The following is a 21,796-nucleotide window of genomic DNA, read 5'->3' as shown; positions in this document are numbered from 1 at the left end:
CGCTTTCCAGGCGCGCCCAAAGCGCGCGATGCAATGTCAGTTGTCTAAGGTCGACATCCAGGGCCGCAACGCTCTCGCCCGCGTTGCAAAGCGCAATGCAAGTGTGAAAAGCCGACGTCGATTTGCCAACCCCACCCTTTTCGTTTGCAAAAACAATGATATGCCCTTTTGGCGCTGACACCGGATATTTCATCCACGCGGGTTCAGTCGGCATGTTAAGCGCAGGCTCAAATGCATTTCCGTCCCGTGATACGACCGGCGCAGGTGGCCAAGGAGCGGCCGCCGCAGTATCACGCCGTGGCGGGGGCAACAGCTTTTGCCGACTAAAATAACGTCTAAAGCGCGACAAAAACCGCAACTGATCTGACCTCCGGGCAATATGACTGATGGCGAATTGCCCGCCGGCTTTCAATGCTTTTCCGGCAAAATCACTCTACTGTAACGGACTTGGCCAAATTGCGAGGTTGGTCGACGTCGGTCCCCTTGGCACAGGCCACGTGGTAGGCAAGCAACTGAACCGGTACCGCATAAACCAACGGCGCGATCAGCGGATGAACGCTTGGCATTTCGATGGTGGCAAGACAGCCCTCTCCCGCCTCGGCAATGCCTTCCGCGTCAGAAATCAATATAACCTTTCCGCCGCGAGCACGCACCTCCTGCATATTGCTGACTGTTTTTTCAAACAATGGCCCGCTGGGCGCAAGAACGATAACGGGTACCGCTTCGTCGATCAGCGCGATAGGTCCATGCTTCATTTCGCCGGATGCATATCCTTCGGCGTGAATGTAGCTGATCTCTTTCAGCTTCAATGCGCCCTCCATGGCCAAAGGATAGTCAGGGCCACGACCAAGATAAAGAACGTCACGGGCTGGTGCGATAAGGTGTGCCATTGCGGCAATGTCCTCGTCATGCGCCAGTGCGGCATTAAGGGCCGCCGGAGCCTCGATGAGGTGCCGCACGATTTCGCGTTCTTCCTCAGCACTAAGCTTTCCTTTGACCAGTGCCAAATGCGCGGCGAGCGCAGCCAACACGGCAAGCTGGCAAGTGAACGCCTTGGTTGAGGCAACGCCGATTTCAGGTCCAGCATGCGTTGGCAGCAACAGATCCGCCTCCCGTGCCATGCTTGATGTCGGCACATTTACAACAACCGCTATTGTTTGGCCATTCTCCTTGCAATGGCGTAGCGCCGCCAGCGTATCAGCCGTTTCGCCCGATTGGGAAATGAACAGCGCAAGGCCGCCTTCTTCAAGCACGGGGTCGCGATAGCGAAACTCTGAAGCAACATCGATGTCGACTGGCACACGGGCAAATGTCTCGAACCAGTATTTTGCAACCATGCCAGCATAATAAGACGTACCACAAGCAACGATGGTAAGGCGCTTCACGCCCGCCAAATCGAAATCCATCTGCGGCAGGGCGACGGTTTGTTCAACCGGACGAATATAGCTGGAAAGCGTTTGTGCGACGACGGTGGGCTGCTCGAAAATCTCTTTCTGCATATAATGACGGTAATTGCCCTTTTCGATCTGCGCCGCCGAAACGCCTGAGGTGGTGATCTCGCGATCTACCGGGTTGTTATCCTTGTCGAAAATCTGGGCGCCATCGCGCGCAACGACCACCCAGTCGCCCTCCTCAAGATAGGCGATCTTCTGAGTCAGCGGCGCAAGTGCCAAAGCGTCCGACCCAAGATAGGTTTCGCCATCGCCATAGCCGACGACCAAAGGCGATCCGAGCCGCGCTCCAATCAGGAAATCCGGAAACTGGCGGAACGCGATTGCTAGAGCAAACGCACCACGTAACCGCGGGAGTACGGCCTTGACCGCATCGGCGGGCGAATGGCCAGCCTCTACTTGCTCCGACACCAAATGCGCCACAACCTCGGTATCAGTTTCGCTTTCGAACGTCCGCCCACGCGCGGTGAGTTCATCACGCAGCTGTTTGAAGTTCTCGATAATACCATTGTGGACCAGGGCAACTTCGCCTGTTGCATGCGGGTGCGCGTTGCTGGTCGTCGGCGCGCCATGCGTCGCCCAGCGGGTGTGCGCTATGCCGATATTGCCGGGAGCATCGTCGGTCTTGAGGACGTTGACGAGATTAGCAAGCTTGCCCTCTGCCCGGCGGCGCACAAGCTGCCCGTCAAACACCGTACAGACACCAGCGCTGTCATAGCCGCGATATTCCATCCGCTTAAGGCCATCGACCAGCCGGTCCGACACGGGCGATTTGCCCACAATTCCAATAATTCCGCACATGTATTCTATACCTTGTCTGGCGTGATGTAAGGGATGCGAATGCCAGGCATGTTCGCAGGGAAGTCTTTAACGTTTCGCGTCACCAATATGGCTCCATGTTCTTGCGCCGACGCAAAAATAACAGCATCGGGCAGCTTAAGTGAGCGTTTGTTAAAGCGAATATCGGCAGCGCGGCGAGCGATTTCGGCTGATATCTCCCGAATCGCGTAATTTTGCAAATAGGCTTCGGTCTCTGCTCGGGCTGGCACAGGAACGCCTGCAAGAACTTCAATCCACGTGACACGGCTTATCCATTGACGCTTGGCGCGCCGAAGCTCGGCAAGCGCTTGAGGCCTTCTCGCCAACGCATCGATAATGATATTGGTATCAAAATAGATGTCGCTCACGTGGCGACGTCTCTCTCATCCGTCAAAGGGCCGTGCTTGGCGGGATCATATTCAGGGTCCCATTCCCGGACCCATTCCTGACGCAGACGATCCTGATATTCCATGCCGTCCTCAGTAAAGCCATATTTTGCCCATAAACCAAAGCCCGCTTCAAGCCAATCGGCATTGCCGGATGCTTGCCCGTCCGCGCGATATGCCTCTACAGCCTCCCGCAAAACAGCGGCACGCGACTTGCCCTGTTCAGCCGCGAGCTGGTCAAGCCACTTGATGTCTTCATCAGGCAAATCGGCGAGGATTCGGGTCATGATATATTGATATCATATCATGATATCACGTCAAGAATTTCATTCACGCAAAGCCGGTAGGTATACATCCAACTCGCGCTTTGTAGGCTGCTGTCAAAATTCGTTTGGTTGCTCTAACTTACGCTCGGTTAGCTTCTCCTTCTTCCAAGCCCCAAACGTCTCAGCCCCCTTATTCGCGGCATAAATGACATCTGTTAAGTGGTGTACCCCACCCTTAAAGCATCGCTCCATTGTCACCCCAATCTATTGCTACCTACTTCCCCTCTGTCTTCTTCCGCATCGCGTCGTGGAATCGATCCGCCCAGCCGGGCTTCACAAGCTGCTCCGCGCGGACCATGCGAAGTTCACCGTCGGCTACGTCACGGGACACGGCGCTGCCAGCGGCCACGATCGCGTCGCGGCCGATTTTCACCGGCGCAATCAACGCCGAATTAGACCCGATGAAGGCACCTTCCCCGATCACCGTCTGATATTTGAAATAGCCGTCATAATTGCAGGTAATCGTGCCAGCGCCGATATTCGCGCCCGCGCCAATCGTCGCGTCGCCCAGATAGGTCAAGTGGTTGGCCTTCGCGCCCTTGCCCAGATGCGCTTTTTTGGTCTCGACGAAATTGCCGATTTTCGCTTTTTCCTCCAGCACCGTGCCGGGACGGAGCCGCGCAAAGGGGCCAACTTCGCAGCCGCTGGCGATTTGCGTGCCTTCAATATGGCTGTTTGCGCGGATTTTCACATTGTCTGCAATGCTGACGCCGGGGCCGAAAAACACATTCGGTTCGATCAGGACATCACGGCCAAGCTGCGTATCCCATGCAAACCAGACCGTTTCCGGCGCGATCAATGTTGCGCCGTCGTCCATGGCCTGCGTCCGGCGGCGTTTTTGCCATTCTGCCTCCATTGCCGCAAGTTCGCTTCGGCTGTTGATGCCGGTCACATCATAAGGGTCTGTCTTGACCACATAGCAATGCCGCCCGTCCTGCGTTGCGATATTAACGATATCGACCAGATAATATTCACCTGCTGCATTGTCATTGGTAACGCGAGCAAGCAGCGGAAACAGGTCGCGTGATTTGACTGCCATCAAGCCGGAATTACACAGCCTTACCTCACGTTGAAGGTCTGATGCGTCCTTGTGTTCTACCATCCATTCGATGCGATCTTTCTGCGTGATAATGCGGCCGTAACTTTGCGTGTCATCAGGCTCAAAGCCAAGAACAATGACTGCGGGATCGTCATCGGCGTGAAGCCGATCAACCATCATTCGCATCGTTGCGGTGGGCACAAACGGGACGTCGCCATACAGGATGAGGACATCACCATCAAAGCCCGCCAGCGCAGATTCGGCCTGCTGCACTGCATGTCCTGTGCCGTGCTGCGGCTCTTGCACTGCCAACGCCGCTGATCCTGCGAGGGCAGTCTCCAGCTGATCTTTTCCGCTGCCAACAACCACCACTTTTTTGTTTGGATTCAGTGCATCGACCGAAGCCATGAGGTGCATGAGCATTGGTCGGCCAGCGATAGGGTGCAGCACCTTGTGCAGGTCGGATTTCATGCGCGTGCCCTTGCCCGCGGCGAGAATGATGGCGGCTAATTCAGTCATATCCGTTCCCATGCCAGCAAATTGTTGCGGTTTCCAGAACAAGCGGCCAATTGATGACGATATGACACAATTTCCATTCGACATAATCGGCTTCGATTTAGACGGCACCTTAGTGGACACCAGCGGGGATTTGACAGCTGCGGTCAACCATGTGCTTGAAAGCGTAGGCAGGCCAACGCTTTCCAACGAAGCTGTAAAACAGCATATTGGCGGTGGCGCAAAGCTTATGCTGCAACAGGGGCTTGAGGCGACGGGCGGAATACCTGATGGTGACTTCAAGCCGCTCTACCGGCAAATGCTGTCTTATTATGAAACAAATGTATCTGCGCAGAGCAGGCCCTTTGACGGCGCGCTGGCCTTGCTGGATGAACTCGATTCCATGGGCGTGCGTTACGCCGTTGTGACAAACAAGTTTGAGCGCCTCGCCGTCAAGTTACTCACTGACTTGAAACTGGCCCATCGCATGGGATGCATTTTGGGGGCCGACACCCTTGGCAAAGAAAATGCCAAGCCGTCCGGCGCGCCGATCTTCGAAATGATCAACCGATGCGGTGGCGGGCGTGCGGCGTATATTGGCGATTCCATCTATGATGTGATGGCGGCAAAGAACGCCAGCGTACCCAGCGTGGCGGTTAGCTTCGGGTTTCTGCACGGGCCAGTTGAGGATATGGGGGCCGATGCGATAATTGACCATTTTGATGAGTTGCTCGATTGCCTAAAACGTATGGGATCCAATTAGCTTTTCTAAACCCGTCGCCATTTAACCCACAAATGTCGCACCAACAGAGCGCGCGGCATGCGCAACCAATGCCCGCGCACGTAAAATATGAAGCGCAAAACCTTCCGCGTGCCACGGCCCCAATCATCGCGCGCCGTCATACGTGAAATGGACAATATGTCTCGCCAACGCGCGGCGAGCCAAGCCTTTGGAATCTCCGTGCCATACAAGCGGTGCGCGAGCCGCGCGGCACGGTGGACAGCCGACCATAGTTCATGGTGTTCCGCACGCGACCTTAGTTCTTGCCAGAAACTCTCGTCGGCGAATTCACTTAACAGGCAATGCACATCCCACAAATTACGCAAGCCTCCGTCCAATTCCCCGTCCGCAAACAAATGCGCTGCGCTGTGGATCACCATGTCCGCCGGGCTAAAGACATAAAGGCCGTTATTGAGCATAACGGAGTCGTTTAAAAGCCCTTGCGCATCTGGCCTTGGCCGCGCCGTGAGCGGCAATATCGTGTGGTGCACATCAACCATGCGGTCGCGCTCTTTATGAATCATCGGCGGCAGTTCATGCATGTGGTTGCGATAATAGGCATCGTCATACGGGTCGGGCTTCACCCACTCCCAGCCTGCCGCCAGCAAGGCCGCTTCAGTAGGCGCAAGTTTGTCATGCGCGACCATGATATCAAGATCGCCGATGTGACGCCCCTCACCCGCTTTCAGCCCCGCCGCCACGTAAGCGGTGCCTTTCATCAGGACGACCTTGCCAACTATATTCTTCAGTGCACGGCGCGCGCAGTCGGCCTCCCACAATGCAGAGCGACGATGATATTCGGCATTGGTCCGCGCCTCATCCAAGATAACCTGCACCGCCGCGGGAACATCAAGACCTGCCAGACGCCGGGCCAGCGTTCCCAGCAATTGTTCTGAGCGCGCTATCGTGATCAACGCGATCCACCCTTCTGCATCAAGCTGCAAGGTGGTAGCTGGTTCCCTAAGCGCATCGGCCAAGACCACGGCGTCCAATCTCATGCCAGTTCATTCCACAAGCTGCCGACAAGCGCCTGCGCCTCCTCGCTATTACGATAGTCGATTGCGCAGGCCGGTACCTCTTTTACAAACCGGGTCAGGGTGCGAAAGGCAGCCTCACCCAACGCTACATAATTTGTCGATGCCTGAGTCAGCCGCGCAAAAACCTCGCTTGGCGCGACGGAACGCACAGCCGCGTTAAAACCAAAGCTGGGAAACAGCAGCACAGCCGGACGCGCCGGAACAGCCATGGCGCGCACAGCCTCCAATGGTGGAATGAGATGGCGGATGTCGCCTTTGGGCGTGCCTGTCATCAGCGGACCAAACCTGTCCCCAGCCGCTTGGCGATGCATGGCGTCGATGGCTTCGTTCTTGAGGCTGATAAGTCTGGGAAAGGGTACGGCTTCCCCCGTAACCAGATCCAGCAAAACAAATTCATCTCCCATGAAACGCCAGCCGGCATGTCCCAAAATGGCGGACAAGGTCGATTTGCCCGAACCTGACTCGCCGGTCATGATAAGTGCCCTTCCGTCTTTTTCGACGGCACTGGCGTGCAGCAGCAAATGCCGTCGCCAGCCAAGTGCCATTTGCAGGTTCATCCCCATTTCCGCAGCAAGCAATGCATGCGCCAGCGGCAATGGTGCTGCCTGCGGCAGCGTATAATCCCCATTAATGGCAACTGACGGCCGCACAAAACGCCGCAAAAGACTTACGGGTTCGAGGCGCACCGAATAGTCGGTTATGGCCGGTGTGGGGTAATCCCGATACAATTCCGTCAGCAGCCGTAAAGGGCGCGTCCATGTGGATCGGATGCGGAAAGCCGCTGGCCCGACCTGCACACGCAATTCATGCACGGACGCGTTCCAAGAAACCGAGTTCAGCCATTTCTTCCAGACGAGAGGTCACAATCTCGACTACGACCTCTGTATTTTCACCAAAGTCGAATTCCATGGCCAAACGGCGTGCTGTATCCTGTGCTGTTTGCGGCTGCGATCCCATCGCCATCAGTATCTGCGGGATGGGTTCAGCAACTATATGTGTCATGCCCGACCGTCGTTGATAGATCAGCGTCATTGCATCTAGCGGTTCGATGATGAGCGGTGCGTTTTCAGCTAGCACATAAGCATAGGCAGGCAGCACGGACATGCGCACCCATTAGCAACTGATTGTTAATTTGAGGTTTATCTAGCCATTTGCAATGAAGCAAAGCAGGTGAAGCCACTTTGCCCGCTCTGCAAACGGCGGATGTAGTTTACATAGGCTTGGCTCTGGTTATAGCTTGTTCCCGGCAAGCTGCGGCCTCGTAACGCAGCCTTCACTTCTTCCCCAGTAAAACGCTGCCCGCTTTTCGGGAATGATCCCGGCGTATTGCGCGGGACAAGCTTGCCATATGCGTCGATATGCATGCCACTTCCATGGGGGCCAGGAACCGGAATATCGCAGTTCAGCACCGATGCCGCGGATTGCGCAAGGGCCGGCCGCACCGAAACAATCGTCGAGGCGGTGACAGCACCTAACATCAGCACCCGCCTGCGCGTTGCCAAATTGCTTTCGCCCGTCTCGGAGATGCTGTCGCGGTTATCCATATGCCCGCATTAACACGCAAAATGCATTTTTCCATCGGCGTTGCTTGCGCACAAATGCTGCGTCTATATGTGGGACAATCTCACCGGAAATGCCTAACAGGGGTTTTCGCAACGTTGGCCGAAATATAGCAGGTTACGAAGTGAACAGTTGGTTATCTCCGCGCATCCTTGTTGCCTTTGCACTGGCGTTTGTCGGCGCCTTGTTTGCTGGCCAAATGACGGGATCTGCGGAACGCATTCTGGTTGTTTTCGTGTCGATGCTGATTGCCTTGTTCGTTGCCGCTGACCCACATGACCATGATGATCCTCCAACCGACGCGGTGATGCCATATCCGCACAATGGAGCGGATGTTTCTGCAATCAGTTCGCACCCGCAGCTTCAGGCGTTTATTGATGCATCGGCCGATGCCATATTGATGGTTGAAAATGCGCGGGTTACTGCGGCCAATCAGGTTGCGCTTCGATTGTTGGGTACAAATATTGTTGGGCAAAACGTTCGGATGGCGTTCCGTCATGCTGGCGCTATTGAACGGCTTACCGACCCTGATGCGCAACATACCGGGCACCCTATCCGTCTGACCGGTATTGGGCAGAAGAATCAGTTGTGGGACATGCGGATCCAGACGATGGGTCCATCCCAGAAGATCGTGCATCTGGCTGACCGCAGCGGTACTCAGGCGGCGGAAAAAATGCGTGTAGATTTTGTGGCCAATGCGAGCCACGAACTGCTTACCCCCTTGGCGGCAATCAAGGGTTTTATCGAAACGCTGGACGACCCGGCCGCTGGTGATGACCCCGCAACGCGCAGCCGGTTTCTGGCGATTATGGCCACTGAAACCGACCGGATGCAGGCACTTGTCCGTGACTTGATGTCGCTCAGCAGGATTGAGGCGGAAAAATATGATCCACCGCAAACGCCGGTTGATTTTGCCGACATCATTATCGAAACGGTTGACCAACTGCGTAATAGCCAGAAGGACCGCGGCGCGGATATTGTGGTCAATATCGCGGCAAACTTGCCTCCCGTCATGGGTGATGCCGGCCAACTGCGCCAATTGGCAAGCAACATATTGAACAATTCCTTGAAATATGGTCGCGCCGGGACACCCGTCACGGTTTCACTCACGCCCTCAAGATCCGGCGTCATGATTAACTTCACTGTTGCTGATGTCGGCGATGGCATCGCGCCAGAGCATCTGCCACGCCTGACCGAGCGTTTCTACCGCGTGGATTCGGGTCGAAGCCGGCTAGTCGGTGGAACAGGCCTTGGTTTAAGCCTCGTCAAACATATTGTTGACCGGCACCGGGGGCATCTGGAAATACGCAGCACCGTAGGCAAAGGAACCACGGTCTCGATCCTTCTGCCAATTGCGCAGAGCTGACCGTCACAATATTGTAACACAAGAGTCATTTATCAGCCATGTGCTGCGTCTACTGGCGCCCTACGTGCAGGTTGAACTGCGCCGGATCCACATGGGGACAGTAGATATGATCAAGAAAATTTCGCTCATAGCCGTGAGCGCACTCGCGCTTTCAGCATGTAATGACCAAGCCAGTACTGGCGGAGCCGCCGGTGGTTCGCGTCAGGAAATTCGTATTGTCGGTTCATCGACCGTATTCCCATTTGCCAAAGCCGCATCTGAAGCATTCGCCAAGGCCGATGCATCGCGCAAATCGCCTGTGCTGGAATCGACCGGAACCGGCGGCGGAATTGAGCAATTCTGCAAAGGTGTCGGCGCTGATACGCCCGATATCGCCAATGCATCGCGTCGCATGAAAAAGAGCGAATTTGATAACTGCCAAAAAAATGGCGTGAAGGACATTGTCGAAGTTCAGGTTGGCATTGATGGCCTGGCGCTTGCGCAGTCAAATAAGGGCACAAAGTTTGCCCTGTCGACGGCTGATGTTTACAAGGCGCTTGCCGCTAACCCATTTGGCAAACCGCAAACCGCGAAATTGTGGTCCGATGTTAATCCTTCGCTGCCCAAGCTCCCCATTTCTGTTTATGGTCCACCTACGACATCAGGCACACGGGACTCATTTCATGAGTTAATCATGGAAGCTGGCTGTAAGTCGGATGCCGCCACCAAGGCATTGAAGGACACCGACGAAGACAAATACAAGGCGATCTGCACTGAAGTCCGGACCGATGGTGCTTTCAAGGAACAGGGCGAAAACGACAATCTGATCGTTCAAAAGCTCGACTCCAACCCCAACATGGTCGGAATTTTTGGCTATAGCTACATGGAAGAGAACGCTTCCAAGGTGCACGGGATTACGATGGATGGCGTAAGCCCGACCATCGCGACCATCTCGGACGGCAGCTACCCCGGTGCACGCAAGATGTTCATCTATGTTAAAAAAGCGCACATCGATAAAATTCCCGGCATTAAAGATTTTGTGCTGGAGTTTCTGAAGGGCGGTGTAGCTGGTGGATATCTTACGAAATTGGGTATGATTTCGTCGACCGATACCGACTATAAAACCGCAAGTGACGCGGCAAATGGCCTGACCGTCATGACGGGTGCGGACTTGAAATAAAAGTGCAACAATGAAAGCGTCTATGGGCTTGGATCGAATCTCTATTTGATCCAAGCCCCACTACTTTCTGGGCGCTACATGTGATGAATATTGGATTATTTGGTCCAGGGGGGCATTGGTAGATATGACTGGAACAGCTTTGCTCTTCCTTGTCCTTGGTCTGGGCCTCATTGGCTGGATTGCCGGGCGGGCGCGCGCCGCTGCCTTTGTCCGTAGCGCCAAAGGCGGTCCGCGCGGCACGGTGAATAGCCTGCCATATTATCATGGCTGGTTCGTGGCGATCTGCGCCATCGCGCCTGCCCTTGCCTTTATGTTCATCTGGCAGTCGATTTCACCGGCTTTGGTCACTGACATGGTCCTCGGCGCTCCTGCCGCCGCTGATTTGCCGCAAGAAAGCTTCGCCCGCGCTGCGATCCTTTCTGAGGCGCGGGCTATTGCGCAAGGCTTTCAAACCACAGCGTTTCAAGAAGGAAGCGATAAGCTCGTTCCTTTATACAAAAGTGCGCTGTCTTATTATAAATGGATTGGCGTCGCCGCGACGCTCTTGCTGCTGTTTGCGGGCGGCGCTTTTGCATTTACCCGGATAAAGCCAGATTTCCGCGCGCGCAGTAAAGTAGAGCGAGTGGTGATGTTCGGCCTACTGGTCGCATCATTAATCGCGATCCTTACGACGCTTGGTATTTTTGCCTCGCTGATTTTTGAATCCTGGCGGTTCTTTTCGATGGTTTCGCCATTCGAGTTTCTATTTGGAACGGACTGGAACCCGAAATCCACGGTAACGCCCGGTGCTGAAAATGGTTACGGTGCCATTCCGTTGTTCTGGGGGACGATTTTCATTGGCGCCATTATCGCAATGATTGTGGCTATCCCACTGGGGTTGATGAGCGCAATTTTCCTCACGCAATACGCATCTTCAACTGTCCGCAAATGGATGAAACCGATCCTCGAAATCCTCGCCGGCGTCCCGACCGTTGTTTACGGCTATTTTGCGGCGTTGACCGTTGCTCCGGCAGTCCGGGATTTCGCCGTCATGCTTGGGGTTAGCAACGCCGCGTCGGACAATGCTTTGGCAGCGGGCATCGTGATGGGCGTGATGATTATTCCCTTGGTATCGTCGATGTCCGACGACAGCATTGCTGCCGTGCCCAATGCCATGCGCGACGGTAGCCTTGCCATGGGCGCTACCAAGAGCGAGACCATCAAGCAGGTATTGTTGCCCGCCGCATTGCCGGGCGTAGTTGGCGGGATATTACTCGCCGTCAGCCGCGCGATCGGCGAAACCATGATCGTTGTTATGGCGGCGGGTTACACCGCCAACCTGACCGCGAACCCGTTCGCCACTATTACAACTGTGACGGTTCAGATTGTGGCTCTTCTGACGGGTGACCAGGATTTCGGAAGTCCGCACACCCTTGCCGCGTTCGCGCTTGGGCTGGCGCTGTTCGTAACGACATTTTTCCTCAATTATGTCGCATTGCGGGTCGTGAAAAAATATCGAGAAGCTTATGAGTGATGCCAACATAGACCCGACGCCCACCGACTGGGACGGGCAGATTATGCAAAGACGCATTGCGCGCCGCTACGCAGCGGAACGGCGGTTCAAGGCAATGGGATTCCTTGCCGTTGCATTGTCGACGCTATTTCTGGCCTTTTTGCTGTTCACGATGTTGGGCCAAGGCTTGCGTGGTTTTCAGCGTACCGAAATTGCAGTGAATTTCGATTTCCCCGCTTTGACTGCCGGAACATCGGCAGCGTCCATCAGCGGGCCTAACGCTGACGCGGCGCTGAATTCTATGGACATCCCTGGCATCGTGGATCTGGCCGTTGGACAACAATATGGGGACATTGGCGAAGGTCTTTTGACATCCGGTGCCGCAGGAAATGTGCGACAAATGCTGGTCGACAATCCCGACCTTGTTACATCAAAGCAGATATTGTGGTTGCCTGTGGATTCACGATTGGACGTCGCATTCAAACGCAGTGGGGAGCCTGTCGCGGAAAAGACTGTTGCCCTATTGGCGGAAAAGGACGCGCTGCGCACCGGGTTTAATTGGACGTTTCTGACCGGCGCTGATGCGACGGACCCATCGGCAGTTGGCATCTGGGCAGCGTTCAAGGGATCGCTCATGACGATGGCAATTACCTTGATGCTGGCATTTCCTGTTGGCGTCCTCGCGGCATTGTATCTTGAAGAATATGCAACCAGGAACAAGTTGACCGATATGATTGAAGTGTCGATCAACAATCTGGCCGCAGTTCCCTCCATCATCTTTGGACTGCTTGGTCTAGCGGTTTTCCTGACCCTGTTCGGTATGCCGCGATCTTCAGCTCTGGTCGGGGGGCTGACACTCGCACTTATGACAATGCCCGTCATTGTTATCGCGGGACGTAATGCGGTCAAGTCCGTACCGCCGTCGATCCGCGAGGCAGCGCTGGGGATTGGCGCATCCCCCGTGCAAGTGGTGTTCCACCATGTCCTCCCATTGGCGTTGCCCGGCATTTTGACTGGGACCATCATCGGCATGGCCCGCGCCTTGGGTGAAACAGCACCGCTGCTAATGATCGGCATGCGCGCGTTCATCCCGTCTGCTCCCGACGGCTTCACTGACGCAGCCACAGCCTTGCCGGTCCAAATTTATCTCTGGTCTGACGAGGTGAACCAAGGCTTTGTTGAAAAAACAAGTGCAGCCATCATCGTATTGCTGATATTCTTGTTGGGGATGAACGCACTGGCCATCTATCTTCGCAACCGTTTCGAGACGCGTTGGTGACCTATGAACATGAAGGACGTTAATGTGGGCGTAACCCCGGGAAAAGCCAAAATTTCCACACGCAATGTGAACGTATATTATGGCGACAAACAAGCCATTAATAACGTATCAATTGACGTTGATCGCGAAAATGTCACTGCGTTTATCGGTCCATCGGGATGTGGAAAATCGACCTTCCTGCGGTCTTTGAACCGCATGAATGACACGATTGCCGGGGCGCGTGTAGAAGGTCAGATACTGCTCGACGGGCAAGACATCTATGCATCGGCTATGGACGTGGTCCAGCTACGCGCACGTGTTGGCATGGTATTTCAAAAGCCGAACCCTTTTCCAAAATCCATTTATGACAATGTTGCTTATGGTCCCCGTATCCACGGTCTCGCCAGTGGCAAGGCAGAACTTGACCAGATCGTTGAAAGATCATTGACGCGGGCAGGATTATGGACGGAAGTGAAGGACCGGCTTAGCGAAAGCGGCACAGCTCTGTCAGGTGGCCAACAGCAACGCCTGTGTATCGCGCGCGCCATCGCCGTTGATCCTGAAGTCATTTTGATGGACGAACCTTGTTCTGCGCTCGACCCGATCGCCACTGCACGGATTGAAGAGTTAATTCACGATCTGCGCGGAAAATATGCCATCATCATCGTGACGCATAACATGCAGCAGGCCGCACGCGTTTCGCAACGTACCGCCTTTTTCCATTTGGGTAATTTGATCGAATTTGGTGAGACTTCCGAAATATTTACCAATCCGCGCGAAGATCGCACAAAGGATTATATTACAGGCCGTTACGGTTAGGAAAAATTGGACATGAGCACAGGCACAAGGCATACAATCACTGCATTTGACGATGACATGGACGAGATCCGTGGTCTTATCGCCGAAATGGGTGCGCGTGCGGAAGCGGCGGTTATTGCGGCCATGAAGGCGCTGCGAGAGCATGACACCGATGCCGCTGCAACCATCCGTGCGGAAGATAAGATCATCGACGGTTTGGAAACCGATGTTGAACGACTTGTCGTCCGGACGATTGCCTTGCGCGCGCCAATGGCCGACGATTTACGCGAACTGATCGCGGCGCTCAAGATGTCCGCAGTTATTGAACGGATTGGCGACTATGCCAAGAATATCGCAAAGCGCGTTCCGCAGATGAATGGCAAAATCCCGGCCACCGCGATGGACCAGCTTGCTAGTATGGGCGAAATTGTGGTCGAAATGATCCGGACTGCCATGGATGCCTATGCCAAGCGCGACATTGACCTGGCGCGTGCAGTCACCGTACGCGATGACGTCGTCGACCAGCTTAACAAGGATTTGTTCGTCGACTTCGTCGCCCATGTCGCCAAGAATCCGAAGGACGCGACCGAGGTGGCGCACCTTCTTTTCACCGCGAAAAATCTGGAACGGATTGGTGACCACACGACAAACGTGGCGCAGATGATTTATTTTACCGAAACGGGTGAAAACCTGCCCGACGCTTAAAGCGGAGACTCACATGCCCAAGGCACAATTGCTATTGGTTGAAGACGACAGTGCGCTTGCAGAACTGGTCCGCTGGCATTTCGAGCGTGAGGAGTTCGACGTTCAACACACCGGGGACGGCGAAGAGGCGCTTTTGATGGCCAAAGAGCGCACACCCGATCTGGTTTTGCTTGATTGGATGTTGGAGAATCTCTCCGGTATTGAGGTATGCCGCCAATTGCGAAAGTCCGACAACACGGCCAACGTACCCATCATAATGCTGACCGCTCGGGGCGAGGAAGATGACCGGATTCGCGGCCTTGAAATTGGCGCCGACGATTATGTAACAAAGCCCTTTTCACCGCGCGAACTGGTGGCGCGCGCAAAGGCAGTGTTACGCCGTGTGCGGCCTGCACTTGCGGGTGAAGCATTGCGCTTTGGTGATGTCGAAATGGATACTGTGGCCCATAAAGTGAAACGCGGGGGAAAGCAGGTTCCCTTGGGACCAACCGAGTATCGGTTGCTTAAGCATTTCTTGGAATATCCAGGCCATGTATTTTCCCGCGAACGCTTGCTTGACAGCGTGTGGGGACATGACAGTGATATTGAAATACGCACGGTCGATGTTCATATCCGCCGCCTGCGAAAAGCACTGAACGAGGGCTTTGGCAGCGATATCATCCGGACAGTCCGTTCGGCGGGCTATTCCTTGGATCAAGACGCTGTTTAATAGAGCATGTCGACAAATATTACAATTTTACATATAAAGTTAATAACTTAGCAAACATATCCCGCTTAATTCTATATCCAACGGCATAGAACATTTTTGTAATGTGTCTGGCGCCGTTAGGACCGAATAAACATCAGCGTGGGGTTGAAAATGAAATTTTTTCGCAAGCTTAGAAAAGACCAGAAAGGTGCAACTGCCATTGAATATGGTTTGATTGCTGCATTGATCGCAGTCGCCTCAATCACGGCGATGGGGACGTTGGGCACGAGGCTCGGTACCACGTTCAACAAGGTCAATGCTAACCTTGTCAAATCTTGAGGGCTCGGCTTGAGCTTCCGCAAGTCTGGATGCGGTCTAGAATTCCAACTGCATTCGTGCTGCCAGAACATCTACTGAATAATCGCGTTGATCGACGGGCTGAGTGGAGAGCGGCTTGATCGTCGCAGCCAATGGCCCACCCTCAACATTTACGCGTCCATAATTGAGCATGAAGCGGATGTAATCAATGGGGTACCAGTTCACTGCAAAAAGGTAGCTGGTCTGCGTACCCCCACGTCCAAGGCGGGCGTTGAGACCGGCCAAGCTGTTAGTTCCCGTCGCGAAATTGTTTGTGACACCGTTCTTCAGGATGTTGCTGTCCAGATCTAGATATTCAAAACGCCCGGCAATCTGGAACGCGCCCATACCATTTTTATCGATTGGCTGCAGGACTTTGGTGCGTGACCAAAGGCCGTCCTTATACCCGCGTGTTTCGCCAGTCAGGAAATAGCCAGCTTCTGCATACATACCAAAAAAGCTCGGATCGCCGGCAGGGGTGACAGCACTGTTTCCGCCGGTAAAGCTGTTAAGCCCCGCAGCAGTGTCCCCTGGACGATATGCGTTCACCTTCGTCCACTGTCCCTCCCCAGCGAAATAGAATCCCGGAAAAATCGCCGCAAGTTCCACACCGATAATTCGGTCGCTTTTCGCAGCAAAGCTACCTGTGTCCACAAAACGGACATCCGTCAGTTGTGTATTGGGGCGCGCACGGTAGCGCGCTAATTGGTTTGTGGATGGCGCATTTGTCGAGGCGGACGTTGTCCCATTGTTATTCGAGGCGAAATCGCGCTGCTGGATATTGGCTCCGAAGTGAAGCTGCCCGCCTAACGCCTTTGGCGAATAAGTAAGTCGTCCAGCGCCGATCCAGCCATCATTATCGAAAGAGCCATCGATGCTGTGGGCCGCAAACAATCCGGCTTCGGCCCGCAGTGCATTGTCCTGATCATGCCAGGCAACTGCACCGCCAAGCCTGCGCGAATTAAGGAAGGCATCGTTAAACGCAGCACGCTCCGTAAAGCTGATATTGTTTGAACTCGTAACCTGCTCGAGCCCGCTCAGCGTTTCGAAGTTGCCGAGGCGAATGCTTACTGGAGCATTTTTCGGACTGTAGCTTACAAATGTGTCGCCAAATCCAACATTGGCGTTCGCAAAATCTACTTCAACCTTATATCCGAAGCCACCGGGCATGGATCCCTCAGCACCCAGTCGCACACGCCGCACCCTGGTGTTGAAACCAAGGTTGCGATTTGCGGCATATTCGCCGGGGACACTCACATCACCCACATCATAATGAATCCGTCCGCGCGGCTTAAAGCTCCAGCCATCGGCACTGCTGGATTCAGGACTGCCCTTCCATTTCACTTCATTAACGGGCGCTTTTTTATCTACGGCCTCCACCTTTTCGGAAATGGCTGCCAGCTGCTCCTTAAGGGCCGCCACTTCGGCGCGCAGGGCGTCAATTTCCGACCGGCCTTCCTGCGCATAAGCGGGCAACGACGCTGTAGCCATCGTGCAAAGAGCTGTGCCGTAAAGCCATTTTTGAGCGGTCATCATGCTATCCCGTTTAATTTGGTGACGCCTAAACAACATTTTTGTGTCTCAAACGTGACGCTTACATTGCGTATTTATGACAGCTATCGCAGCCCAGCTTTACGCTTGCGTCAAGTGAACGGCCATGCCAAGGCGTACCGTAATTCGGCGGCCCGTTCGCCTTTGACAATGGAGATAGCTTATGACCATCAATTTCAAAGACAAAGTTGCTATTGTGACCGGTGCAGGTGGCGGACTGGGCAAGGCATATGCTTTGGAGCTTGCCAAGCGCGGCGCAAAAGTGGTGGTCAACGATCTTGGAGGCGCACGTGATGGAACTGGCACATCCGACGCTGCTGCTCAGGTGGTTGAAGAAATCAAAGCAGCAGGTGGCGAGGCCATGGCCAACGGCGGCAGCGTGACCGAATATGAACAGATGGTCGAAATGGTCGCCAAAGCGAAAGAAGCTTGGGGTGGCGTGCATATCCTCATCAACAATGCAGGTATTCTGCGGGACAAAAGCTTTGCAAAAATGGACATGCCCGATTTCAATCTGGTGCTCCAGGTCCATGTCATGGGTTCAGCCAACTGCACCAAGGCTGTTTGGGACACCATGCGTGAGCAGGCTTATGGCCGAATACTGATGACCACGTCGTCGACTGGCCTTTACGGAAACTTTGGACAGGCCAATTATGGCGCGGCCAAACTCGGGTTGGCTGGCTTTACGAAGACGCTTCATCTTGAAGGCGCAAAATATAACGTCCGCGTCAATTCACTTGCACCCGTCGCTGGTACGCGCATGACCGAAGACATTTTCCCAGAAGGTCTGTTCGAGCAGTTCACACCTGAAAATGTCGTTCCAGCGGCGCTTTATCTCGTCAGCGAAGATGCGCCGACCAATATGATCATCGGCGCCGGCGGTGGCGGTTACCATGCAGCCTATGTCACCATGACGCCCGGCGTTGCGCTGCGTCAGGAAGATCGAAATGTCGAAGGCTTTGCCGCAGCTTGGGACAAGATTATCGACCGCACCGGCGAGACTGTACCCCAGTCAGGCGGCGAGCAATCGATCGCCGTGATGAAGGCGCTTCAGGCTCTCGGTTAAATTCTGCAAAAAGGCAGTTGAAAGAGCCCGGTCATTGGCCGGGCTTTTTTATGCGTCGACCAATTTGATCAACTTGCGCTCAACAGGCGCCAACACGGGGCCAAGATCATGGCCACGCTTCAGAATAGCGCCGCCTTCGCCGACCAATGCCCACATGCCTTGGCGATTACGCAATGCGGGGCGTTTTTCGATGCGGTATTCAGGCCGTTCCGTGGCGCGTCTGAACATGCTGAAAACGGCGGCATCGCGGCCAAGGTCGATGGCATAATCCCGCCAGTTTCCAGCCGCAACCATCCGGCCATAAAGGTTAAGGATCTGCGTGAGCTCATTCTTTTCGAAGCCGACCTGATTATGTCGACTGATCCCCGGAAAGGGTGTGACAATCGCGCTCAACTGGACGTGCTTCCTTTGGCTCTTTTCGGCTTGGCTGGCGCAACATCGCGCGCGTCGCGCTCTGCCATCAGCTCCGCCACCTTCTTGCGCAAGGTCTCGATCTCGCACTGCATGATCTCAAGGCTCTGTGTCGCAGGATCAAACATTTCCCGGCAGGGCGTGCCATAAGGCATGAAATCGCGCGCATAGGTTTCCGCCTTCACGAGGGTTGAACGTGCCTTTTGGCCAATCATGGTTGCGCCTGCAGGCACATCGTCAGTCACAACGGCTGCAGCTCCTATGCGGGCGCGTTCGCCCACCGTGATTGGGCCTAATATCTGTGCGCCTGATCCGATGATGACATTGTTCAGGATCGTGGGATGCCGTTTGCCGCCAATGCCGGTCGTCGGGTTTGTGCCGCCCAGCGTGACATTCTGATACATTGTGACATTGTCGCCAATTTCTGCCGTTTCACCAATGACGCTAAACCCATGATCCAGAAAAAAATTGCTGCCGATTTTGGCGCCCGGGTGAATGTCAATGCCTGTCACGAAACGGGCAAAATGATTTACCAACCGCGCGAGAAAATACATGTGGCCAAGAAACAACCAGTGCGCGATGCGGTGATAGCCAACCGCCCATACGCCGGGATACAGCAGTACTTCCCAACGCGAACGCGGGGCCGGGTCCCGTTCCTTGATTGAGTCGAGATATTCGATGAGGTTAGAAATAAACATAAACGACCCTGCCGTCCTTTGCGGGACCAGTTGAACACCGACTAGCTAAGCCTTCCAGGCACGCTTTTCCAGCGAAGGATGCGTTTTTACGACAAATATGTCTGGAAACATCGTCAAAAGCGATTATATGGAGACTATTAATTAACAGGGTCGATAAATGAGCACCTATTTGCCAACGTTAAAGCAGCTACAGTATCTCGTTTCTCTGCAGGAACACGGCCATTTTGGCAAAGCGGCAGAAGCCTGCTTTGTGACTCAATCGACACTTTCAGCCGGAATCCGCGAGCTTGAATCCTTGCTTGGGCTCATGTTGGTCGAACGCACCCGGCGCGTTGTCCGGTTCACACCGCTGGGCAACAAGATGGTCGCCAAGGCGCACCGCATCCTGCGTGAAGCAGAAGAATTGGCGGAAATGGCGCGCTCGGCAGGCAAACCGCTCGCCGATGACCTGCGGATGAGTGTCATCCCGACCATTGCACCATTTTTGCTACCTAAATTGCTACCGGAGTTGCGTAAGCAATATCCGGAACTCAAACTCTATTTGCGCGAGGAAGCCAGCGCTGCCGCGATTGAGGCGCTGCATCATGGGCAGGTTGATTGCGTCTTGCTGGCGCTACCCTTTGCGGCGGGTGATGTCGAAAAGGCCACCCTTTTCGATGACCGTCTGTTTGTCGCGTTTCCCAAAGATGATCCGCGCGATCCGCCGGAGAGCATCAAGCCCGAACTGATCGACGAAAGCCGGCTGCTCTTGCTGGTCGATGGCCATTGCCTGAAAGACCACGCGCTGGCGGCATGCAACCGGCCGGAAATGCGTGCCTTTGCCACAATGCTGGGCACATCGTTGCACACATTGGTGCAAATGGTGGACAATGGACTTGGACTTACCATTATCCCGGAAATGGCCATCAAAGCCGGGTTACTGCACGGCACCGATGTTCAGGCTCGCCCGTTAAACGCCGAACACGCGTCCCGCGAAATCGCCTTGGTCTGGCGCACTAACAGCCCGCGCCGCGAGGAATTCGAACTTTTGGCAGGGTCCCTAAAGGGATTGCACGCAGCCTAGGCTCTATGTCCACAGCTCCGAACGCGCATCGTCAGTCGATTTGGCGTCGACCCATTTTGAGGTGCCATCGACGAAATGTTCTCGTTTCCAAAAGGGCGCTTCCGTCTTGAGCCGGTCAATCAGGAATGCTGTCGCCTCTAACGCTTCCGCCCTGTGCCGGGATGCCGCTCCCACAACAACCACAGGCTCGCCTACAGGGACGATGCCAACCCGGTGGGTAATCACTGCCCCGAGAAGCGCCCACCGAACCGTAGCAGCTTCTACGAGGCGCAACAGGCTAACCTCTGTCATGGCTGGATAATGTTCCAGTTCGATGGCGGTAACACCACCGTCATCTCTTGCTATACCGGTGAAACTCGACACCGCGCCGGCACCCAGTCCCACAAGCGGCGATAGCTCAACGTCTGTTTTGATAGGGCCGCTGCTGATCCGGACCTGTTTCATCCGCCCGTTACCGGGGGGAATATGGCTAGCTCTTGCGCATCTCCAAGCATTGCATCGGCAGTCACCATATTGTGGTCCAAGGCAAAGCGCAGACGCGACTGGCCGCCTAACGCAGCGCCGTGTTCTACCGACTGCCCTGCGAGCCAGATGATGCAGTCGCCAACAGTGCGCACTTCATTGGGCACATCCCGTTCTTCATCAGAGAGCCCAACGGCTTCACGTACGCTTGCAAAATAAAGCAGCTTCACGCGGTCAATCCATATGCTTGATGCCGACGCGCAGGTAATCCCAGCCCGTAATCATCGTCAGCACGGCTGCGATCCATAACAATGCAAGTGCAGCCTGTTTCAGCAAGATCCAATCGGGCATGGATCCTGCCAATATGATCCCGCCCAGCGAGACCAATTGGAAGGTTGTCTTCCATTTGGCAAGTTTGGAGACTGGAACAGATATCTGCAGCCCAGCCAGAAATTCCCGCAAACCAGATACGATCATCTCGCGTAACAATATGGTCAGCGCTGCAATCACATGCCAGCCATCGACATCCCGCGTATACACCAGCATCAGAATGACCGCAGCCACCATAATCTTATCCGCGATTGGATCGAGGAACACGCCCAGTTTCGACACCGTGCCCTGCGCACGCGCCAAATAGCCGTCAAAATAATCAGTGATGCCCATCAGGCAGTACAGCACAAATGCAAATGCATAATCGAGCGGCACTGGCTGCACCGACATTGGCTTGCTGCCGGGCCATAACAGAAAGACCAATAAAGGCACGGCGAGGATGCGCGACAGGGTCAATATGTTAGGCAGGCTTAGCATAATGCCTCCGATAGCGTGATG

General features: G+C 54.7%; 26 protein-coding genes. 11 read left to right on the top strand and 15 right to left on the bottom strand.

Annotated features, from left to right (window positions below):
* The 5 genes from ACK4S7_RS03005 to glmU all read right to left on the bottom strand — a co-directional run.
* On the bottom strand, positions 1-214 hold a 214-nt coding region (locus tag ACK4S7_RS03005), incomplete at its 3' end, for a division plane positioning ATPase MipZ (protein ID WP_409644395.1).
* A gap of 214 nt (positions 215-428) precedes the next feature.
* On the bottom strand, positions 429-2,252 hold the full coding sequence (gene glmS, locus ACK4S7_RS03000; protein WP_409644393.1) for a glutamine--fructose-6-phosphate transaminase (isomerizing): 1,824 nt from the start codon (positions 2,250-2,252) through the stop codon (positions 429-431).
* Between the two features lie 5 nt (positions 2,253-2,257).
* Positions 2,258-2,638 (bottom strand): type II toxin-antitoxin system VapC family toxin, encoded by a 381-nt coding sequence (locus ACK4S7_RS02995; RefSeq protein ID WP_409644391.1) that lies wholly within the window; start codon positions 2,636-2,638, stop codon positions 2,258-2,260.
* Positions 2,635-2,943, bottom strand: coding sequence for a ribbon-helix-helix domain-containing protein (locus tag ACK4S7_RS02990; RefSeq protein WP_409644389.1), 309 nt, complete (start codon positions 2,941-2,943; stop codon positions 2,635-2,637). The genes ACK4S7_RS02995 and ACK4S7_RS02990 overlap by 4 nt, the downstream gene beginning before the upstream one ends.
* A 253-nt stretch (positions 2,944-3,196) precedes the next feature.
* On the bottom strand, positions 3,197-4,540 hold the full coding sequence (gene glmU, locus ACK4S7_RS02985; RefSeq protein ID WP_409644387.1) for a bifunctional UDP-N-acetylglucosamine diphosphorylase/glucosamine-1-phosphate N-acetyltransferase GlmU: 1,344 nt from the start codon (positions 4,538-4,540) through the stop codon (positions 3,197-3,199).
* 61 nt (positions 4,541-4,601) lie between these two features.
* On the opposite strand from glmU, the gene ACK4S7_RS02980 reads away from it, so the two are divergent.
* Positions 4,602-5,279, top strand: a complete 678-nt coding sequence (locus tag ACK4S7_RS02980) for an HAD hydrolase-like protein (RefSeq protein WP_409644385.1) — start codon at positions 4,602-4,604, stop codon at positions 5,277-5,279.
* A gap of 5 nt (positions 5,280-5,284) precedes the next feature.
* Here ACK4S7_RS02980 and ACK4S7_RS02975 read toward each other — a convergent pair whose 3' ends face one another.
* From ACK4S7_RS02975 to ACK4S7_RS02960, 4 genes are read right to left on the bottom strand one after another with little or no spacing between them, the layout of a single operon-like run.
* Complete coding sequence (locus ACK4S7_RS02975) at positions 5,285-6,295, bottom strand: nucleotidyltransferase family protein (RefSeq protein ID WP_409644383.1); 1,011 nt, start codon at positions 6,293-6,295, stop codon at positions 5,285-5,287.
* On the bottom strand, positions 6,292-7,146 hold the full coding sequence (locus ACK4S7_RS02970) for an HprK-related kinase A (RefSeq protein WP_409644381.1): 855 nt from the start codon (positions 7,144-7,146) through the stop codon (positions 6,292-6,294). Before ACK4S7_RS02970 ends, ACK4S7_RS02975 begins: the two co-directional genes overlap by 4 nt.
* The gene (locus tag ACK4S7_RS02965; RefSeq protein ID WP_409644379.1) at positions 7,139-7,438 is read right to left on the bottom strand and encodes an HPr-rel-A system PqqD family peptide chaperone; all 300 of its coding nucleotides are present in this window, start codon (positions 7,436-7,438) and stop codon (positions 7,139-7,141) included. Before ACK4S7_RS02965 ends, ACK4S7_RS02970 begins: the two co-directional genes overlap by 8 nt.
* A 35-nt stretch (positions 7,439-7,473) precedes the next feature.
* Positions 7,474-7,878, bottom strand: coding sequence for a hypothetical protein (locus ACK4S7_RS02960; RefSeq protein WP_409644377.1), 405 nt, complete (start codon positions 7,876-7,878; stop codon positions 7,474-7,476).
* A 140-nt stretch (positions 7,879-8,018) separates the two neighbouring features.
* On the opposite strand from ACK4S7_RS02960, the gene ACK4S7_RS02955 reads away from it, so the two are divergent.
* The 8 genes from ACK4S7_RS02955 (at position 8,019) to ACK4S7_RS02920 (ending at position 15,699) form a co-directional block, all read left to right on the top strand.
* The gene (locus ACK4S7_RS02955) at positions 8,019-9,260 is read left to right on the top strand and encodes a sensor histidine kinase (RefSeq protein ID WP_409644375.1); all 1,242 of its coding nucleotides are present in this window, start codon (positions 8,019-8,021) and stop codon (positions 9,258-9,260) included.
* Positions 9,261-9,366: 106 nt separating this feature from the next.
* The gene (locus ACK4S7_RS02950) at positions 9,367-10,419 is read left to right on the top strand and encodes a substrate-binding domain-containing protein (RefSeq protein WP_409644373.1); all 1,053 of its coding nucleotides are present in this window, start codon (positions 9,367-9,369) and stop codon (positions 10,417-10,419) included.
* Between the two features lie 124 nt (positions 10,420-10,543).
* A complete protein-coding gene (pstC, locus tag ACK4S7_RS02945; RefSeq protein ID WP_409644371.1) occupies positions 10,544-11,932 on the top strand; it encodes a phosphate ABC transporter permease subunit PstC in 1,389 nt (462 codons plus the stop codon).
* Positions 11,925-13,190: a phosphate ABC transporter permease PstA gene (gene pstA, locus ACK4S7_RS02940; RefSeq protein WP_409644368.1), complete on the top strand. Its 1,266-nt coding sequence runs from the start codon at positions 11,925-11,927 to the stop codon at positions 13,188-13,190. Before pstC ends, pstA begins: the two co-directional genes overlap by 8 nt.
* A 9-nt stretch (positions 13,191-13,199) precedes the next feature.
* A complete protein-coding gene (gene pstB, locus ACK4S7_RS02935) occupies positions 13,200-13,988 on the top strand; it encodes a phosphate ABC transporter ATP-binding protein PstB (RefSeq protein WP_409644366.1) in 789 nt (262 codons plus the stop codon).
* A gap of 12 nt (positions 13,989-14,000) precedes the next feature.
* On the top strand, positions 14,001-14,672 hold the full coding sequence (gene phoU / locus ACK4S7_RS02930; RefSeq protein WP_409644364.1) for a phosphate signaling complex protein PhoU: 672 nt from the start codon (positions 14,001-14,003) through the stop codon (positions 14,670-14,672).
* Between the two features lie 13 nt (positions 14,673-14,685).
* A complete protein-coding gene (phoB, locus tag ACK4S7_RS02925; RefSeq protein ID WP_306064271.1) occupies positions 14,686-15,381 on the top strand; it encodes a phosphate regulon transcriptional regulator PhoB in 696 nt (231 codons plus the stop codon).
* A 150-nt stretch (positions 15,382-15,531) separates the two neighbouring features.
* Positions 15,532-15,699 (top strand): Flp family type IVb pilin, encoded by a 168-nt coding sequence (locus ACK4S7_RS02920; protein ID WP_409644362.1) that lies wholly within the window; start codon positions 15,532-15,534, stop codon positions 15,697-15,699.
* 36 nt (positions 15,700-15,735) lie between these two features.
* Here the strand turns inward: ACK4S7_RS02920 and ACK4S7_RS02915 are convergent, their stop codons facing one another.
* Positions 15,736-17,253 carry an OprO/OprP family phosphate-selective porin gene (locus ACK4S7_RS02915; protein WP_409644360.1) on the bottom strand — a complete coding sequence of 506 codons (1,518 nt, stop codon included), beginning with the start codon at positions 17,251-17,253 and terminating at the stop codon, positions 15,736-15,738.
* 178 nt (positions 17,254-17,431) lie between these two features.
* Between ACK4S7_RS02915 and ACK4S7_RS02910 the strand changes: the two genes are divergently transcribed.
* Positions 17,432-18,334: an SDR family NAD(P)-dependent oxidoreductase gene (locus ACK4S7_RS02910; RefSeq protein ID WP_409644358.1), complete on the top strand. Its 903-nt coding sequence runs from the start codon at positions 17,432-17,434 to the stop codon at positions 18,332-18,334.
* A gap of 48 nt (positions 18,335-18,382) precedes the next feature.
* Here ACK4S7_RS02910 and ACK4S7_RS02905 read toward each other — a convergent pair whose 3' ends face one another.
* Positions 18,383-18,727, bottom strand: coding sequence for a DUF2794 domain-containing protein (locus tag ACK4S7_RS02905; RefSeq protein WP_409644356.1), 345 nt, complete (start codon positions 18,725-18,727; stop codon positions 18,383-18,385).
* Positions 18,724-19,443, bottom strand: coding sequence for a serine O-acetyltransferase EpsC (gene epsC / locus ACK4S7_RS02900; RefSeq protein WP_409644354.1), 720 nt, complete (start codon positions 19,441-19,443; stop codon positions 18,724-18,726). The genes ACK4S7_RS02905 and epsC overlap by 4 nt, the downstream gene beginning before the upstream one ends.
* Before the next feature lie 157 nt (positions 19,444-19,600).
* Here epsC and ACK4S7_RS02895 point away from each other — a divergent pair, with 157 nt between their 5' ends.
* Entirely contained in the window at positions 19,601-20,506 is a 906-nt protein-coding gene (locus ACK4S7_RS02895) for a hydrogen peroxide-inducible genes activator (RefSeq protein ID WP_409644352.1), read from the top strand.
* Between the two features lie 3 nt (positions 20,507-20,509).
* Here ACK4S7_RS02895 and ACK4S7_RS02890 read toward each other — a convergent pair whose 3' ends face one another.
* From ACK4S7_RS02890 to pgsA, 3 genes are read right to left on the bottom strand one after another with little or no spacing between them, the layout of a single operon-like run.
* Positions 20,510-20,950: a molybdenum cofactor biosynthesis protein MoaE gene (locus ACK4S7_RS02890; protein ID WP_409644350.1), complete on the bottom strand. Its 441-nt coding sequence runs from the start codon at positions 20,948-20,950 to the stop codon at positions 20,510-20,512.
* Positions 20,947-21,198, bottom strand: a complete 252-nt coding sequence (gene moaD, locus ACK4S7_RS02885; RefSeq protein WP_409644348.1) for a molybdopterin converting factor subunit 1 — start codon at positions 21,196-21,198, stop codon at positions 20,947-20,949. The genes ACK4S7_RS02890 and moaD overlap by 4 nt, the downstream gene beginning before the upstream one ends.
* A 4-nt stretch (positions 21,199-21,202) precedes the next feature.
* The gene (pgsA, locus tag ACK4S7_RS02880) at positions 21,203-21,775 is read right to left on the bottom strand and encodes a CDP-diacylglycerol--glycerol-3-phosphate 3-phosphatidyltransferase (RefSeq protein ID WP_409644346.1); all 573 of its coding nucleotides are present in this window, start codon (positions 21,773-21,775) and stop codon (positions 21,203-21,205) included.
* Positions 21,776-21,796: the final 21 nt, after the last annotated feature.

The organism is Sphingorhabdus sp. (genome assembly GCF_046292425.1).
Lineage (GTDB): Bacteria > Pseudomonadota > Alphaproteobacteria > Sphingomonadales > Sphingomonadaceae > Sphingorhabdus_B.
Note: the sequence above shows the minus strand (reverse complement) of the source record. Positions and strands in the feature narration are given on the sequence as shown.